Source organism: Rhodococcus sp. KBW08, assembly GCF_003852455.1.
In the GTDB taxonomy this organism is placed as follows: domain Bacteria; phylum Actinomycetota; class Actinomycetes; order Mycobacteriales; family Mycobacteriaceae; genus Rhodococcus_F; species Rhodococcus_F baikonurensis.
This window is the reverse complement of the sequence record NZ_QAJJ01000002.1, coordinates 367891-383937: the sequence shown is the minus strand read 5'-3', so window position 1 is coordinate 383937 and position 16047 is coordinate 367891. Positions and strand designations below refer to the sequence as shown.

Annotated in this window: 14 protein-coding genes; 6 read left to right on the top strand and 8 right to left on the bottom strand. The window is 62.3% G+C overall.

All coding sequences use genetic code 11. From position 1 onward, the window contains the following. The first annotated feature begins 47 nt into the window (after window positions 1-47). Window positions 48-824 carry a triacylglycerol lipase gene (locus DBV08_RS02150; RefSeq protein ID WP_124566379.1) on the top strand — a complete coding sequence of 259 codons (777 nt, stop codon included), beginning with the start codon at window positions 48-50 and terminating at the stop codon, window positions 822-824. 4 nt (window positions 825-828) lie between these two features. On the opposite strand, the gene DBV08_RS02145 is transcribed toward DBV08_RS02150, so the two are convergent. The 4 genes from DBV08_RS02145 to DBV08_RS02130 are packed head-to-tail and all read right to left on the bottom strand — an operon-like array spanning window position 829 to window position 4272. Continuing rightward, a complete protein-coding gene (locus tag DBV08_RS02145) occupies window positions 829-1473 on the bottom strand; it encodes a GntR family transcriptional regulator (RefSeq protein WP_124566577.1) in 645 nt (214 codons plus the stop codon). 47 nt (window positions 1474-1520) lie between these two features. Further along, complete coding sequence (locus DBV08_RS02140) at window positions 1521-2591, bottom strand: isopenicillin N synthase family oxygenase (protein ID WP_124566378.1); 1071 nt, start codon at window positions 2589-2591, stop codon at window positions 1521-1523. Beyond that, the gene (locus DBV08_RS02135) at window positions 2588-3493 is read right to left on the bottom strand and encodes an ABC transporter permease (protein ID WP_124566377.1); all 906 of its coding nucleotides are present in this window, start codon (window positions 3491-3493) and stop codon (window positions 2588-2590) included. The genes DBV08_RS02140 and DBV08_RS02135 overlap by 4 nt, the downstream gene beginning before the upstream one ends. Further along, window positions 3490-4272: an ABC transporter ATP-binding protein gene (locus DBV08_RS02130; protein WP_124566376.1), complete on the bottom strand. Its 783-nt coding sequence runs from the start codon at window positions 4270-4272 to the stop codon at window positions 3490-3492. Before DBV08_RS02130 ends, DBV08_RS02135 begins: the two co-directional genes overlap by 4 nt. 269 nt (window positions 4273-4541) lie before the next feature. Here DBV08_RS02130 and DBV08_RS02125 point away from each other — a divergent pair, with 269 nt between their 5' ends. From DBV08_RS02125 to DBV08_RS02115, 3 genes are read left to right on the top strand one after another with little or no spacing between them, the layout of a single operon-like run. After that, window positions 4542-5714 carry a nitrate ABC transporter substrate-binding protein gene (locus DBV08_RS02125; protein WP_124566576.1) on the top strand — a complete coding sequence of 391 codons (1173 nt, stop codon included), beginning with the start codon at window positions 4542-4544 and terminating at the stop codon, window positions 5712-5714. A gap of 15 nt (window positions 5715-5729) precedes the next feature. After that, window positions 5730-6707 (top strand): isopenicillin N synthase family oxygenase, encoded by a 978-nt coding sequence (locus tag DBV08_RS02120; RefSeq protein WP_003942293.1) that lies wholly within the window; start codon window positions 5730-5732, stop codon window positions 6705-6707. Between the two features lie 40 nt (window positions 6708-6747). Continuing rightward, a complete protein-coding gene (locus tag DBV08_RS02115; protein ID WP_124566375.1) occupies window positions 6748-8076 on the top strand; it encodes an amidohydrolase family protein in 1329 nt (442 codons plus the stop codon). A gap of 6 nt (window positions 8077-8082) precedes the next feature. Here the strand turns inward: DBV08_RS02115 and DBV08_RS02110 are convergent, their stop codons facing one another. From DBV08_RS02110 to DBV08_RS02100, 3 genes are all read right to left on the bottom strand, one after another. Beyond that, complete coding sequence (locus DBV08_RS02110) at window positions 8083-9717, bottom strand: acyl-CoA synthetase (protein WP_095969144.1); 1635 nt, start codon at window positions 9715-9717, stop codon at window positions 8083-8085. 173 nt (window positions 9718-9890) lie between these two features. After that, on the bottom strand, window positions 9891-11096 hold the full coding sequence (locus tag DBV08_RS02105; RefSeq protein WP_003942363.1) for an acyl-CoA dehydrogenase family protein: 1206 nt from the start codon (window positions 11094-11096) through the stop codon (window positions 9891-9893). 27 nt (window positions 11097-11123) lie between these two features. Then, complete coding sequence (locus DBV08_RS02100; protein ID WP_124566575.1) at window positions 11124-12572, bottom strand: acyl-CoA dehydrogenase family protein; 1449 nt, start codon at window positions 12570-12572, stop codon at window positions 11124-11126. A gap of 142 nt (window positions 12573-12714) precedes the next feature. Here DBV08_RS02100 and DBV08_RS02095 point away from each other — a divergent pair, with 142 nt between their 5' ends. Both DBV08_RS02095 and DBV08_RS02090 read left to right on the top strand, forming a co-directional pair. Next, window positions 12715-13821, top strand: coding sequence for a sensor histidine kinase (locus DBV08_RS02095; protein WP_124566574.1), 1107 nt, complete (start codon window positions 12715-12717; stop codon window positions 13819-13821). After that, complete coding sequence (locus DBV08_RS02090) at window positions 13818-14456, top strand: response regulator transcription factor (protein ID WP_124566573.1); 639 nt, start codon at window positions 13818-13820, stop codon at window positions 14454-14456. Before DBV08_RS02095 ends, DBV08_RS02090 begins: the two co-directional genes overlap by 4 nt. Here the strand turns inward: DBV08_RS02090 and DBV08_RS02085 are convergent. Further along, on the bottom strand, window positions 14450-15988 hold the full coding sequence (locus tag DBV08_RS02085; protein WP_124566374.1) for a multicopper oxidase family protein: 1539 nt from the start codon (window positions 15986-15988) through the stop codon (window positions 14450-14452). The two genes, DBV08_RS02090 and DBV08_RS02085, sit on opposite strands and share 7 nt — an antisense overlap. Between the last annotated feature and the right edge of the window lie 59 nt (window positions 15989-16047).

Here is a 16047-nt window from a genome sequence, read left to right as displayed (position 1 = left end):
CCAGTGCGGCGGTCCTTTTTTGCGTGCGTCCGTCGTAGGGTTGCGACGTGCGATTTTCGACGGTGCCCGTGTCTTCGGCAGTGACCGCTTTCCTCGTGACGGCTGCGTTGGTGCTCTCTGGTGGCATTGCCACCGCCGGTGGAGGGGGCGCGACAGGGAAACGCGTGGTCTTCATCGTTCCGGGCCAGCAGCTGTACAGCTCAGGCGAGGCACATCAGGCGCCTTACCGCGCCCTCGACGGGGCACTGAAGGATGCGGGCTACGAGACGCACTTCGTCGATGCTCCCGGCAAAACGATTGCCGCAGATGCCGAACTGATCGCCGAGGCGATTCGTACCTACGCCGCTGACGCCACATATGTCGGCGTGGTCGCGCACAGCGCCGGCGGACTGAGTGCGCGGTACTACGCGAAGTTCCTCGGTGGCTCCGACACCGTGGATTCATTGGTCGCTATCGGAGCGCCGCAATACGGCAGCCCCGGTGGCTGCGTGCAAGGCCCTGTCGACGGTTACGACACCTGCATGTTCTCCGAGGTTCTGACCAAGCTGAACTCAGGTGAGGACACTCCTGGTTCCGCCTACTATTCGGTGGTACAGAGCTCGGGTGAGTGGGCGGACGGTCGGTTGGACGGGGGCCAGTGCCGGGTGTACATCGATGGCGTTCCCGGTGCCGGAACCGGAGCAGACCACCTCACCGAACTCGAGCATCCAGAGGTGCTCTCGGGAACGATCAGTGCGCTGGGACGCGACTGTGTCGGTTCGTTCGTGGACGAGAGCGACGGCGACATCGCCTGGCCGGACACGTTGTTCCCGTCATTTCGGTGAGGCTTCAGGTCCGGGTTGTTCGGACGAGTAGCCCGGCTACGTGTGCGCTCGCGGCAGTTCTGGCTCCCAAGGCGTCACCCGATTCGATGGCCGCGACTATACGAGCGTGCTCGGTGACAGCGATCCGCCGATTGAGCTCGAGGCTCCACATGTCCGAACGGAAGAGATGTGATTGTCCGTCCAGTCGGTGAAGGGCTTCACTGAGCGGGTGATTGCACGCAGTCTCACGAATCAAGGTGTGGAACTCGAGGTCCAGCTTCGAATCTCGACGCTGATCCGGCGGGCTCTCGAGAAGTTCGCGTTGGACCTGCACCATCTTGTTCAACTGTGACACGGTTTCGTGGGTGGCATTGGCTGTCGCGTTGAACGCCGCGAGACCGTCGAGAACCTCACGCACCTCGAAGACCGCGCGCAGCGACTCTGCGTCCAGTGAATCAACTTTTGCACCCGCATTTCGGGTGTGGACGGCGATGCCCTCGTAGATCAACTGCTGCACGGCCTCGCGGACCGGCGTTCGACTGACATTGAGCTTGCTCGCCAGTGCGGGAACGCTCAGTGGTGTCCCCGGCGCCAACTCTCCCGAAAAGATCAGTTCGCGAAGCGTTTCGTGCACGGACTCGGTGAGTAAAGCTCGTTCGGTGGTGGTCATCTTGTCCTCATTTCGATCCTGCACGATCTCGACCGTACCCGGGAGCGCTATCCAGCGGCGCGCACTCGGTCAGCGCTGCGACTGTCGACCTCGGACTTCATCGCGCCTTTCAGTCCGGCCACTTTGGCCGCGATGTTCTCAGCGATCGTGATCGGCGGGTATCCCACTTCGCCCGGTGCGAGAGTCCCTGGCAGTGCTTCGATGACGGCGTCGTGGTTTCCGTCGAAAAAGAATGCAGCAGAGCGACGTCGGATAATTCGACCATCGACGACAGGTGGGTCGACTCGGTGCACGGTCGAGCGCCATCGGTCGTTCGTCCAGCGTGCCATCGCGTCGCCGAGGTTGATCAAGAGTGCGCCGTCGGCAGGTTGGACGTCGTGCCATACGCCATCGGCACTCAGAACTTGAAGGCCCGGGACTTGATCTGCCCACAGGATGGTCAAAATTCCGAAGTCGGTGTGAGCGCCCATTCCCGTCATGTCGCCGGAGATGCGGATCTCACCTTCGGGCAGTGCGTAGTTGTTCATCTTCATCGCGTCGATCGAATGGTCGAGCATCGAATCGAAGTACCCGGGCTGCAATCCGAGGGCGTCGGTAAAGGCGCACATCAGGATTCGTGCCAAGCCCTGTGCATGACGGAAATACTCTTCGATGGCCGGTCGGAATCCGGGCGCGGCCACGGGCCAGGTGTTGGCGGCGTAGCTGGACTCGGGCAGGTCGACGCCCGGATAGTCGCTCACCTGCGTGCCCACGACTATCGCTTCGTAGAAATCGTTCATCTGGTTTGCAGAGGCGACGCCCAGGCTCATGCTGAGTGATTCCGACTTCGGTGGTGAGTAGCCACGGTTCTCGGACGAGGGACGGCGATAGTTGTTCTTCACCGTCAGTGGGAGAGCAAAGAATTCGTCGAGAGCGTCGGCCAGTCCGTCGGTCACCGATCGTGGAATGCCGTGTCCGACAATCTGTATGAATCCGACCTCCCGGCACGCTCGATCGAGTTGGGCTGCGACCTCCGCGCAGGCAGTGCTGTTGGTTGCGTTCGCAACCGCTGCCTCGCCGCGGCGGTACGGGGTGATATCGATCGTAGGAATGTCGAAGACAGGAATTTCGTGGGTCATTTAAAGTCCTTGCGGCCGGACGTGTGCCACTTGCCGACGAGCACACGTGAGAGGAATCCAAAGGCAGAGAAGACGAGGACGCCGAACACCGACGCGATCACGATCGCGGCGATCAGATCCTCGGACTGAAGGCGGCTTCGGTAGACGTCGAGCAGGGTTCCGATCCCGGGTTGTCCTTTGGCGAAGAACATGTCGCCGATGATGGCACCGACCACAACGAGGCCGGAGGCGGTGCGAATGCCGGTGAGAATGGCCGGCATTGCCGCTCGCAGTTCGAGTTTCACCAGTCGATCCCACCGTGACGCTCGTCCGAGGGTGAAGAGTTCGTGCAATCCGCGATCGACCGACTGTAAACCGAAGTGTGTGTTGGTGATGATCGGGAAGGCTGCGATGAGAACACACACCAGAGTACGAGCGGTCATGCCGTAGCCGAACCAGAGGCCGATGAGGGGCACGATGGCAAGGATGGGAATGACTTGCAGAACAACGGCGTACGGATAGACGATCCGCTCGATCCACTTGGCTTGGCTCATCAACACGCCGGTTCCGACGCCGACTGCCACTGCGACGACGAAGCCGACCAGTGCAACCTGCGCCGTCACGGCGAGGGCTTCGAGCATGGGAGAGAGATGTTTCCAGTCGAGCAGCGACTTGGTCAGCACCTGACTCGGGGGCGGGAGGAGAAACCGGCGTTCGGGGGAGAGGACAAGGTAGCTGACGATCGACCACGCTGCGACCGCGCCGGCAAGTGAGAGCAACGGATAGAGCACCAGGGCGCCGAGCGCTCTCATTCGAGAGGACCGTCGAGGCTGTACCTCGGCTTGGCTCGTTGTCGCAGAATTGGGGCGAACAACGGTAGGGCGTGTGGCGTTTTCTCGTTGAACTGCAAGAACTTCGGTCATTGTAGGCTCCCGTGCAGACTGGCCGAGATCTCGGCGACGTATTCGGTGTATCGGGCGTCGTAGCGCAGTTCCGGGCTACGCGGGTACGGGAAATCGATGTCCACGACCGAATGGATTCGTCCAGGCCGGGCGGTCATGACGACCACCTTGTTTGCGAGGTAGACGGCCTCGGATACCGAGTGCGTGATGAACATCGAGGTGAACCCCTTGTCGGTGTAGAGCCTTTGGAGCTCTACCTGCATCTCCAGTCGTGTCATCTCGTCGAGCGCACCAAAAGGCTCGTCGAGCAGCATCACAGCAGGTGCGAGAGTGAGCGCTCGCGCCAAAGAGACGCGCATCTTCATTCCGCCCGACAACGCATTGGGCAGTTGTTTCGCGAAGTCCGCAAGGCCCACTGCGCGAATTGCCTCGTCGGCGCGCAATTTTCGCGCTGCTTTGTCGCCGCCACCGAGTTCGGCGGACAATTCGACGTTGGCCTGCACGGTTCGCCAGGGGAGGAGAGTCGGCTCCTGGAAGATGAAGCCAACTGATTCGGTGTCGAGGGCAACCGCTCCGCCGGTCGGTCGCTCGAGGCCTGCCGCCATGCGCAACAAAGTCGACTTGCCGCAGCCGGAGGGCCCGACCACGGCGACGAAGTCTCCTCGCTCCACGTCCAGATCGATGCCGTCCAGCGCGACAGTGCCGGTATCGAACTTCTTGACGACGTCGGAAAAGACCATCTGCATCGGCGCGGTGAGCTTGCGAGCGTCGGCATCCTGCATCGTGTTCGCGAGTTCCATCTGAGCCTCCGGTTCGATAATGCATGCAAAAGTTCTTCAAGTTGTAGGAACTATCTTGAATTGCATGTATGTCGCCTAGATTGCTGAATGTAAATGTGAGGTGACATTGCAGGTGAAGGTCGAACTACGGCGTGCGTTACCTGATGGAAACAACAAGTGCATTGCATGTAATCCAAGTGCTGCAGAGTGTGCTCATCGGATCACCCTGCTTGGTTCGCCCACATCCCAATTGTTTTCACGAAGGAGACGCTGTGTGTTCAAACCGCAAGATGCATTCCAATCGCAGAAGTGTGGGAGCGGCGGGCGCGGCACTGGCCTTGTGTGCAGCCATCGGATTGACTGCGTGCAGCTCCAGTGAGGCTGAGACGGCCAAGGCTGAATCTCTCGAACCAGCTGCTGAGGCTCAGAACCTGGCGGGTCTCTGTCCGGAAAACGTTGTGGTTCAACTCCAATGGCAGCCACAGTCGGATATGGGAGCGCTCTTCGAGATGCTCGGTCCCGGCTATTCGGTCGACACCGACGACAAGTCCGTCAGTGGGACTCTCGTCGCCGGAGGGAAGGACACCGGAGTCGGCCTGACCTTGCGGGCCGGGGGACCGGCAATCGGGTTCCAATCCGTCAGCTCCCAGATGTACGTCGACGATTCCATCACTCTCGGCTTGGTGCACGGCGATCAGGTGATCGCGGCCGCGGCAAGTCAGCCCGTTGTTGCCGTCACGCCATTGCTCAAATACAGTCCGGCAATCCTCATGTGGGACAAAGAGTCTCATCCGGACTGGACGAGCGTTGCCGATATCGGCAAGTCCGACGCGAGTGTCGTCGTTTCCAAGGAGCAACTCTTTCCGCAGTGGCTGGTCGCGAAAGGACTACTGAAGCAGTCCCAGCTCGACACCAGCTACGACGGAGCCCCCTCACGATTTGTCGGTGACCCGACCATCGCTCAGCAAGGATTCGCGAATTCGGAACCGTACACGTACGAGAAGGAGACGCCGGCGTGGGAGAAGCCGGTTTCCTATGACCTGCTGAAAGATTCGGGTTTCGACATCTACGCGTCCAACGTTTCCGTTCGTGCCGACAAGGTCGAGACACTCTCGCCGTGTTTGAGCAAGCTGGTTCCGATCATTCAGCAGGCCACCGCGGACTACATCACTGCGCCGGATACGGCGAATGCTGCCATTGTCGACCTCGTCTCGCAGGACGTGTCGTTCTCTCCCTACACCGAGGGTGAAGCAGCGTTCAGTGCCCAGCTCCTGAAAGAGAAAGGCCTGATCGCGAACGAGGCAGACGGATCTGTCGGCACGTTCGACATGACGCGAGTCGCCCACACCGTCGAAGAACTGAAGCCCATCCTGAACTCCGGGGGTGCGGCGATACCGCAGTCACTGACTGCTGAAGAGATCTACACCGACAAATTCACCGATCGGTCCATCGGAATCCGCTGAAGGAGCTGACAGCAAATGACGTACGACATGACAGAACTCAACCGCGAGACTCGCATGGGTGGCCTGGGCACGGAGACCACCGACCGCGAGGTCCGAAGAATCGATCTCTCGGATTTCGAGAACCGGCGAAGCGAGATCGCCGAGGAGTTGTGGTCGGCAGCGACCGACATCGGATTCTTCCAAATCGTCAATCACGGAATCGATCTGGACCAGGTCCGCGAGGCTTTCGCGGCGGCCGAGCGATTCTTTGCACTGCCCACTGAGGTCAAAGCGCAGTATCCGCTCAAGAAGGGTTTCAACTCCGGCTGGGAGAGCATGACGCAGGTGCGTCCCTCCATCGGAACACCTGATCAGAAAGAGTCCTACCAGGTGACCCGCCCGCATATGGGTGATCTGTGGCCCACTGCAGACGAATTGGGCGGATTCCGCGAAACGATCCTGGACTTCGAAGCCAAGTGCTGGGGCATTGCGATGGACCTGCTCTCGTGCTTCGCCGAGAAGCTGGGATTCGAACGAGACTTCTTCACCAGGGCACATGACCCGTCCGTGGACACCTACCAGAGCACACTGCGACTACTCCACTACTTCCCACTTGCCGCCGACGCAGATGTCGAAGGGATGTGGCGTGCCGGAGCACACACCGATTTCGATTGCCTGACATTACTTTTCCAGCGTGACGGTCAGGGCGGGTTGCAACTGTGCCCGGGCAAGGAGATGGACACCCAGGAATGGACGTCGGTGGTGCCGGCCGAGGAAGCGATCACCTGCAACATCGGCGACATGCTGATGAGATGGAGTGATGACGTCCTGCCGTCGAATTTTCATCGAGTCAAGAGTCCCGGAGTCACCGACTATCGGGGAGCCCGCTACAGCCTCGCGTTCTTCGCTCAGGCGAACCGCGACGTGACCATCGAGGGCCCAGCGGGCAAGTACCCGCCGATCACTGCCGAGGACTACATCGACCAGCGAGTACGCGCGAACTTCGCGCGTTGATCCGTATCCGTTCCGTCACACACTTTCAGGAGAACTGGCGATGACTACCGCGCCCAAGAACATGACCGACGCGATCATCCGGGACGTGACGTTGTACAGCGGCGGGCAATGGCTGACCGGCCGTGACGTCGTCGTCTCGAATGGGGTGGTCGAATCGATCGAGAAGTCGACCGGCACTGCCACACCTGGAAGTGTGGACGGATCGGGGGCGTATCTGATCCCTGGGTTCGTCAACACCCATACGCACCTTCAGCAGTCACTGATGCGTGGCATAGCCGAAGGGACACCGCTTCTCGAATGGCTACTCGCGGTCGCAGAAGAGTCGGTTCAGATCACGCCGGAGCGCGCATACGCGGCATCTGTCGCAGCCTCGCTGGAGGCATTGCGCAGCGGTACGACGACCCTGGTCGAACACATGTGGCCGCACCCGTCCAGCGAGGTTCACGATGCCGTGATCCGGGCGTTGCACGACACCGGAATTCGAGCCGTGCTTGGACGCGGAACCGCAGACCGGGCGGACAAGACGAGGAAGTGGGGCTTCGATCCGCGGCTCATGCAACCACTCGGAGATGTTCTCGCACATACGGATCAGATGATGCGCGACGTTGCCGGTTCCCGCGTCGACGTGGCGGTCGCGGTACCGAACCCGCGTTCGCTGACCCCGGAGGGGATGTCGGAAGTGCGTGAGTTCGCGCAGGCTCGCGACCTGACGGTCTCGATTCACCTGCTCGAGACGCAGACCGACAACACGATGTGTACCGAACACGCGGGCGTGAACGCGGTCGACTACCTGGATTCCCATGGGTTTTTGTGGGACCGGGTGCTGGCGGTCCACTGCGTCGAACTAGACGACCGTGGTCAGAAGGTACTGGCGGAGCGCGGCGTCGGAGTGTCGTACAACCCCGTCAGCAACATGCGCCTCGGTAGCGGAATCGCGCCCGTCCCGAGTTTCCTCGACGCGGGGATCGCGGTGGGGTTGGGTGTGGACGGCGCAGCCAGCAACGACACTCAGGACATGCTCGAGACGCTGCGCACCGGTGCCTATGTCCAGCGAGCCGCGCGCGGCCGCGCCGACCTGTTCGGCTTCGAGGCCATGATCGACATCGCATCCGGCGGTGCAAACGCAGCACTCGGTCTGCCGGCCAGGTCTGGCGGGATCTCCGTGGGCGATCCCGCCGACCTCACCATGATTCGGTTCGAACGTGACTTCGGCTGCCTCCCGGTGCGAGATCCGGGCGCGTCCATTCTCACGACGGGCAGTCGTCAGATCGTGGACACGGTGTTCGTTGCGGGCGAGGTCGTGCTCCGCGACGGGCACTCCACGCGCGTCGACGAGGCGGAATTGATACGGACGCTCAGCGCGATGTGACCGTGCTCAGCCTTCGCTGATCTCCATCTCGATCAGGACGCGGCGCAACAGCTTTCCGGTGGCGTTGCGGGGAAGCTCGTCGATGAAGACGATCTCGCGGGGAACCTTGTAGCGCGCCAGATTCGACCGGACGTGATCCTTCAATTCCTCGGAGTTCTGGTCGGCGCCGTGAGCGACGACGACAAACGCTCGCAGGCGGTGACCGAAGTCGGCGTCCTCGACTCCGATGACTGCCGCTTCCAGGACGTCCTCGCGGTCGGCGAGCAAGTTCTCGACTTCGAGCGGGTAGACGTTCTCGCCACCGGAAACGATCATGTCGTCGTCGCGGCCGTCGACGAAGAGGAGGCCGTTGGCGTCGAAGTGTCCGACGTCGCCGGTCGAGAGGAGTCCGTCGATACGTTCCTTGTCACGCCCGTCGGTGTATCCCTCGAAGCTCAGTCCGCTCGCGACGAAGATCCTGCCGATCGTGTGTGGGGTGGTGATCTTCTTGTTGTTCTCGTCGAACAGTTCGACGTGGCACGTCACCGGGGCTCGACCGGCGGTTCCCGGAGCGATGGTCAGATCCTCGGGTGTTGCGACCGTGGCCACTGCGACCTCGGTGGATCCGTACAGGTTGTAGAGGACGTACCCGAACGAGGCCGTGACTCGCTTGCACAGGTCGGGTGAGAGTGACGACCCTGCCGAGAAGATGATCTTCAGGTTCGACGTGTCGTACTGGGACAGCACTTCGGGACCGAGGTCGATGATGCGAGTGAGCATCGTCGGGACCACGACCAGACTGTCGCACTTGTACTGGGCGACAAGCTTGATCGTGTTCTCCGGATCGAACTTTCGATGCATGACGACGGTCTGGCCGAGTGCCAATGCGAGAGCGAACTGCGAGACGCCGGTTCCGTGGAAGGCGGGGGCCGCCATCATCATGGTTTGTCCGCGGCGCAACGGCACGCGGTCGAGGAATTGCGCCGACGCGAGAGGGGAGGTGTGGCCACGCGGCGCACCCTTGGGAGTTCCCGTAGTCCCGCTGGTGAGGAGGACGAAACCACCGTTCTTCTCGGGTGCCGGCACCGACGACGTGGTGCGTCCGGCGATGGCCTCGTCGAGAGTCGCTGCCGTGGAACCGTCAGCGGCCGTGCCCTCTGGCCAGGAACGATAGACGACGACGTCGTCCGGCAAGGCATCGGCGATGTCCGCGAACTCGTCGTCGTAGACGAAGGCGACCACCTTCTCCCGCGCGGCGACGTCCACGAGTTGGGGCCGAGCGAAGCCCGTGTTCATGAGAACGAGCTTTGTTCCGTTCTTCGCTGCCGCCAGCATGGTCAGGACCAAGCCTCGATGGTTACGGCACATCGCACCCATGACGGAGTCGGACGTGATGCCGTCGGCCTGCCACGCCCGGACCAACGCGTTGCTCTGACGCTCGAGCTCGGCATAGGTGATGGGTCCGCGTTCGTCGATGATCGCCACCGCGTCGTAGCCGCTCTCGGCGTGTGCATGGACCGGCCCGGCAAAGGGTCCGTACTTGTCCACGGCTGCAATGGATTTGAGCCCGCGATCAAGGCGAGGGAACGGGACGAGTCCGGCTCGGATCATGACCCCCGCCGCGCCGATGGTGTCAGTGACCTTGGTGACCAATCCGGGCATACGTGAACCTCTTCCGAGCGTCGTTGTAGGACTGATTACACACTAATGGGCAATCAGGTTTCGGTGGTGAAGTTTCACGATGGCGACCGAGCAGTCCGCCCCGCCACCTCGAAAGGTGGCGGGGCGGAGTGTGTCGGGATCGGGTCTGTGCGACCGTCACTTCAATTCGACCGTCACTTCAGTTCGGCGGACGACTTTCCGAGCAGGCGGCGTGCGACGATCAGCTGCTGGATCTGCTGGGTGCCCTCGAAGATGTCGAGAATCTTCGAGTCGCGGCCCCACTTCTCGAGCAACGGGCGTTGCGAGTAGCCGTAGGTGCCGGCCAACTCGACTGCCTTGAGCGTCACGTCGGTGCCGGTGCGGCCGGCCTTCGCCTTGGACATGGACGCTTCGAGCGAGTTCGGCTTCTTGTTGTCCGCCATCCACGCCGCGCGCAGAGACAGCAGGTACGCGGCCTCCCAATCGGCTTCCAAACGGATGAACTCGGCTGCAGCTGCATGCTGGTTGTAGACCGGTGTGTCGTAGGAGATCTCGACACCGGCTTCGGTCAGGATGCCGCGCAGTTCTTCGAGAGCTGCGCGTCCGACGCCGACAGCCATGGCTGCAACGAGGGGCCGGGTGTTGTCGAACGTCTGCATGACGCCGGCAAAGCCCTGCTCCACGTTGACCTCCGGGCTGCCGAGGATGTTGTCCGCGGGAATGCGGCAATCCTGGAGCAGGAGTACTGCGGTGTCGGAGGCCTTGATGCCCAGCTTGTGCTCGAGACGAGCAACGCTCAGGCCCGGTGCGTCACGCGGAACGACGAACGACTTGATGGCCGCTCGACCCTTCGACTTGTCGACCGACGCCCACACGACGATGTGCGTCGAACGCTCACCGGCGGTGACGAAGATCTTCTCGCCGTTGAGAACCCACTCGTCGCCGTCGAGAACGGCGGTGGTGGTCACTGCGGCGGAGTCGGAACCGAAACTCGGTTCGGTGATGGCCATCGAGGCCCACACCTTGCCGAAACGTTCGAGCTGTTCGTCGGTGGACACTGCGGCGATAGCGGCGTTGCCGAGCCCCTGGTAGGGGATCGAGAGCATGAGTCCTACATCGCCCCACGATGTTTCGAGCGAGTTGAGGAGCGCAGACATGTTGCCGCCGTTGGCGTTGCCGCCCTTGGCGCTCGCGTCTGACCGTCCGCCGCTGGCACCGCCGATGTCTCCACCGGAATCGGAGAGACCTTCGACCATGGCGGCCATGGTGTCGAGCTCGACGGGGTACTCGTGCTCAGCAAGATCGTACTTACGTGAGATGGGTCGGAAGATCTGCGCCGCGACCTGATGTGCCTGGTTCGCTGATGCTTTGAGCTTCTTGGGAAGTTCGAGGTTGATCATCGTGGTTCTCCTGGAAGTTCAGCGGCGTCAGATGAGGACGATGCCCTCGGCAACGCCGATGGCACGGAGGTCGCGGTACCAGCGCTCGACCGGGTGTTCCTTGGTGAACCCGTGTCCACCGAGGAGTTGCACACCGTCGAGGCCGATCTGCATGCCCTTCTCGGAAGCCAGCTTCCGGGCCAGAGCGGATTCGCGAGCGAAGGACAAGCCCTGCTCGGCGCGGGAAGCGCCGCGAAGCGTGACCAGACGCAGTCCGTCGAGTTCGATGCCGATGTTCGCGACCATGAAGGCCACGGCCTGGCGGTGGCTGATCGGCTCGCCGAACGCTTCGCGCTCGTTGACGTACGGAATCACGTAGTCGAGAACTGCCTGGCTGGTTCCGACGGCCATGGACGCCCAACCGAGGCGGGCCAGTCGAATCGCGTCGGCATACTCGGCCTTGCGCTGATCGGCATCACCGTCGCCGAGCAGTGCGGACTCCGACACGGCGACGTCGGTGAGGATCAGGCGACCCAGGCCGGCGGCGCGCAGACCCATACTGGGATCCGCCTCGACGACGAGTCCTTTGGTGTCGGATTCGACGATGAAGAAGGAGGGCTTGCCGTCGAGTTCTGCGGCGATGACGAAGAGTTCGGACGTAGCCGCGGCGGGCACCAAGCTCTTGACGCCGTTGAGCTTGTAGCCGCTGGGGGAGCGCACTGCCTTGGTCTGCAGGGCAAACGGATCGAACAGTGCGCGTGGCTCGTTGACCACCACTGCCGCGCCGGGGACCTGCTCGCCGGTGAAGGCCGGAAGGTAGGTCTTCTGCTGCGCGTCGGTGCCCCACTGCGTCAGTGCAACTGCAACGCCGCTGGGTGCGAGGATCGGAAGTGCAAGTCCCATGTCTCCGTGCGCAAGTGCTTCGGCAACAAGAGAATTGGTGACTGCGCCGCGATCGGCAGCTGCTCCGTCGAGTTCTTCGGGAACGTTGATCAGCGTGATACCGAGCTCGGCCGCGCGCTTGGAGAGATCGGCGGGTGCCTGCGCTGCGCCGTCGGCGTCGTGCGCTGCTGGACGCAGAATCTCGGCCGCGAACTCACGCACCGTCTCGACGATCATCTTCTGGTCGTCGTCCGGGGTGAGGTCGAAGTAGTCGGCGTTCTTGCTCGGGTTGTCGGGCAGGCGCTTGGGTGCACCGTTGCCCGAGACCTTCTGGAATCCGCGAGTAGCGGCACCGAGGGTTTTGAAGCCCGTCTTGGTGCCCTCGTAGGTCACGCGATCGATGGTCTGACGCAGATTGAACTTCTCGGCCAGTTCCGAACCGGTGATCTTGGTAAGCACACGCATGGCTGCGCCCATGGCGTCGCGTTTGATCGGGTTCAGGCCGACGGCGGACGTGTCGCGGGGCGCACCCTTGGCGCCGCCGCGCTGCGCGCCCGATTCGCTGCGCTGAGCGCTCTTGTCGGGGGCAACACTGTCTTGCTTGGTCATGATCACCAGCTGTTTCTCGGTGTTGGGGCGTTGGACGATTCTTATCTTACTCATCAGTAAGGTCTGTTGTCGAGAAACCGAGAAATGATGCGCGTCATAGGCTCGAGGGGTGAACCGGACAGAGGTGCCAGATCGGATACAGCGATATATGCGCTACGCGCCGTTGGTGGTGGTCCCGTGCCTGCTGATCGCCAGCACGTATCCGGGGGAGTATCGAGTTCCCGTCACCTACTGGATACTGTCGATGCTGTCGGCGCTCGCCTTCGTCGCCGGCCGTCGATGGCCGGTCTTCGCGTCCCTGGTCATCTCGGCGCTGGCTGTTCCGACGTTCGTTGCCGACGCCTGGGGACTGTCCGAACTCGTCCCGTATCTCGGGGCGGTCGCCGTCGTCGACGTCACGATGCGGGCCGAGCGTAGAGAAACAGTTGCCGTGTCGGCAGCAGGATGGTGCGGTTCGGTGCTCGCGGGGATCTGGTTCGAATCTCACGAAGCATTCTTCTCTGTCACCACGGCTGTGAAAGTGCTTGCCTACGTAGGGCTGCCGCTGCTCCTGGGGCTGTACCTGCGCTCGCAGCGTGAATTGGCCGCGAACAATCTTGCGCAGACCCGCGCTGCGGAGCGCAGTGCGCTTGCCCGCGAACTGCACGACCTGGTTGCACACCACATGGCATCGATCGTCCTGAGAATCGGCGTGGCTCAACATGTCTTGGCACCCCGAGACGAGGCCGTGCGCGAGGTCCTCGCGGATGTGCGTGGGACTGCGTCCGATGCGCTGGCCGATATCCGTCGCCTCCTGGTCGCACTTCGTGATCCTTCGCTCGGTGAAGTCGCTCTGGTCGAGCCGGATGCCGTCGACGCGGAAATCGAGGCGGCGATAGATCGTGTGCGTGCGGCGGGTTTCGAGGTGCAGGCAGTCTTCGATACCCAGGGGAATGTCGGGTCAGGCGCAGCCGACCTCGACGCGATCGGGAGGCTGACGTTGTTGCGGGTGGTTCAGGAATCACTGACCAATGTCATGAAGCACGGTGACAAGAAGGGGCTGGTATCGGTCTCGGTCGGTCGCGACGACAACCGGGTGGACGTCAGAGTTGTCAACGACGTCGAGGGATCGCCCCGGAATGCAGGTCATGGCCTGGTGGGAATGCAGGAGCGCGCGGAGTTGGTCGGCGGCGAGATGACCGCCGGCACCAATAGTGACGGGAAATGGGAAGTGCACGTGAGTATTCCACTGGTCGTCTCGGGCGGTGTCTCGTGATCAGCGTGCTGATCGTCGACGACCAGCGACTGGTGCGCGCCGGTTTGCGGATGCTGTGCGCGGCAGACGAGGACATGACCGTGGCCGGTGAGGCGTCGAACGGCGTCGATGCGGTAGCGCTCGCTGCGGAACTGGATCCCGACGTGATTCTGATGGACTTGAGAATGCCCGGGCTGGACGGGATCGGTGCCACGCAGCAGATCGTCAAGGCAGGTCGACGAGCGCGAATTCTCGTGCTGACCACCTTCGACGACGACGATCATCTGTATCCCGCGCTCGCCGCGGGGGCCTCGGGGTTTTTCGTCAAGGACACCGAACCCGCCGAGTTGCTCGGTGCCATTCGGCGAATCGCCGAGGGTGAGATGGTGTTCACTCCGGAACTTCTCCGCCGCGTTGTGGATCGAGCGGTGATCGGTGGTATCGCAGACACGGCTGTGACAGAGAAGGTTCCGCTGACCGATCGCGAATCGCAGGTCCTCGCACTGCTTGCCGAGGGGAAGAGCAATCAGGAGATCGCGGACACGCTGCATCTGGGTGTGACCACGGTGAAAACGCACGTGGCGAACCTGATGTCGAAGACCGGTTGCGACAATCGGGTTCGCCTCGCCGTGTACCACTTGCAGAATGTTCAGTGACCGGAGTGCGAACCAGAAGAAGGCATCGGCATGTCCATCGGCATGTCCATCTGCATCGGAGCCGCCTTCTGTCCCGGTTCGAGGACGAGGAATTGGCCCATCATCCCTTGGTCCTCGTGCATCAGCAGGTGGCAGTGGAACATGTACGGGAACGTGGGATCGGTGTACTCGGACCACTGCAGTGCGACGCGAATCCTGCTGCCTGGCGGTGCATAGACGGTGTCCTTGGGTCCGCGCAAGTGCGGCGGGGGAGTGCGACCGTCGACGTCGAGGATCTGGAACTGTACGTCGTGGACATGGAAATTGTGTGGCCAGTTGTCCTTGTTGGTGATCGTCCACACCTCGGTGGCGCCGACCTCGGCCTCGAAGTCGATGCGGTTCATGTCCATTCGTTGCCCGTTGATCATGTACCACTGCAGATCGAAGGTTCGGGACACGCTTGCCTTCGACGGATCGAGACGCGGCAGGGCGGCCAACTGCGCCGGGAGGCTCGACCGTGACGCGCGGCTGGCGACCCCCCGCAGCTCGATGATGTCGAAGCGGTCGTTCATGCCGAAGTTCTCTGCGTCGGAGGCGCTCACGCCGCCGCCGTCCTCGATCGGGAACGACACAAGTGTGGTCGTCGCGCCGGGGTCGACGCGAACAACGATCTCGGCTCGTTCGCCGGGGCTGAGCTGAATCCGCTTGATCGGAATCGGTGATTCGAGCAGTCCGCCGTCGGTGGCGATCAGATCGAACGTCCGGTCGTCGGGGAACCCCAGGTTGTAGAGACGGCCGGAGGAGCCGTTCAGAATGCGCAACCGGACGACCCCGGTGGTGACGTCGAGGTAGGCGTCGGAGATGCCGTTGGTGACGATCGTGTCGCCGAGCAGGCCGATGTCGGTCGGATCTGATTCGTCGAAATTGCCGTCGGCGAGGAATCGACGGTCCTGGATTATCAGCGGAACATCGTCGACACCATAGGTTTTGGGGATGTCCAACGCCCGCGTGTCGGCATCGTCGATCAGGAACAGTCCGGCGAGACCGCGCTGCACGTGCCGCTCGGTAGATCCGTGCGGGTGTGGGTGATACCAGAGCGTCGAGGCAGACTGGCTGATCGTCCACGCCGGTTCCCAGCGTCCGCCGGCTTCGATGGTCTGGTGCGGGCCACCGTCGTATCTGGCGGGCAGATGCATGCCGTGCCAATGGACGGTCGTGGGCTCGGCCAGTGTGTTGTCGATCGTGAATGCGACAGACTCTCCGCGTTCGGCACGGATGGTGGGTCCCAGGATGGATCCGTTGAAACCCCAAGTGTCGGTAAGTTTTCCCGCGACAATTTCGGTGGTTCCGGCACCGGCGCGGAGTGTGAAGTGGCGAACACCTGCGTCGTCGACGGTGGAGTCGGCCAGCGGCGGAATCGGTAGCGGACGCGAAGCTCCGGACACTGCCAGCGTGGCGCTCTTCGCTGCCGGGTCGGCGCCGCAGCCCACCGCGAGCCCGAGGGGCGCGGCGGCCAGACCGAACAGAATCGTGCGCCTGGAAATCCGGTTCATCGTTCTCCTGGAAGTAGTGCGTGATCAACTACTCCCAGTCAACGGGTCGAGATGTCGTG

Bases quoted from the DNA above. Each gene is read 5' to 3' on its own strand.
- DBV08_RS02145 (WP_124566577.1), bottom strand. From the start codon at position 1,473: ATGACCACCACCGAACGAGCTTTACTCACCGAGTCCGTGCACGAAACG.
- DBV08_RS02140 (WP_124566378.1), bottom strand. From the start codon at position 2,591: ATGACCCACGAAATTCCTGTCTTCGACATTCCTACGATCGATATCACC.
- DBV08_RS02135 (WP_124566377.1), bottom strand. From the start codon at position 3,493: ATGACCGAAGTTCTTGCAGTTCAACGAGAAAACGCCACACGCCCTACC.
- DBV08_RS02130 (WP_124566376.1), bottom strand. From the start codon at position 4,272: ATGGAACTCGCGAACACGATGCAGGATGCCGACGCTCGCAAGCTCACC.
- DBV08_RS02125 (WP_124566576.1), top strand. From the start codon at position 4,542: ATGCATTCCAATCGCAGAAGTGTGGGAGCGGCGGGCGCGGCACTGGCC.
- DBV08_RS02120 (WP_003942293.1), top strand. From the start codon at position 5,730: ATGACGTACGACATGACAGAACTCAACCGCGAGACTCGCATGGGTGGC.
- DBV08_RS02115 (WP_124566375.1), top strand. From the start codon at position 6,748: ATGACTACCGCGCCCAAGAACATGACCGACGCGATCATCCGGGACGTG.
- DBV08_RS02110 (WP_095969144.1), bottom strand. From the start codon at position 9,717: ATGCCCGGATTGGTCACCAAGGTCACTGACACCATCGGCGCGGCGGGG.
- DBV08_RS02105 (WP_003942363.1), bottom strand. From the start codon at position 11,096: ATGATCAACCTCGAACTTCCCAAGAAGCTCAAAGCATCAGCGAACCAG.
- DBV08_RS02095 (WP_124566574.1), top strand. From the start codon at position 12,715: ATGCGCTACGCGCCGTTGGTGGTGGTCCCGTGCCTGCTGATCGCCAGC.
- DBV08_RS02085 (WP_124566374.1), bottom strand. From the start codon at position 15,988: ATGAACCGGATTTCCAGGCGCACGATTCTGTTCGGTCTGGCCGCCGCG.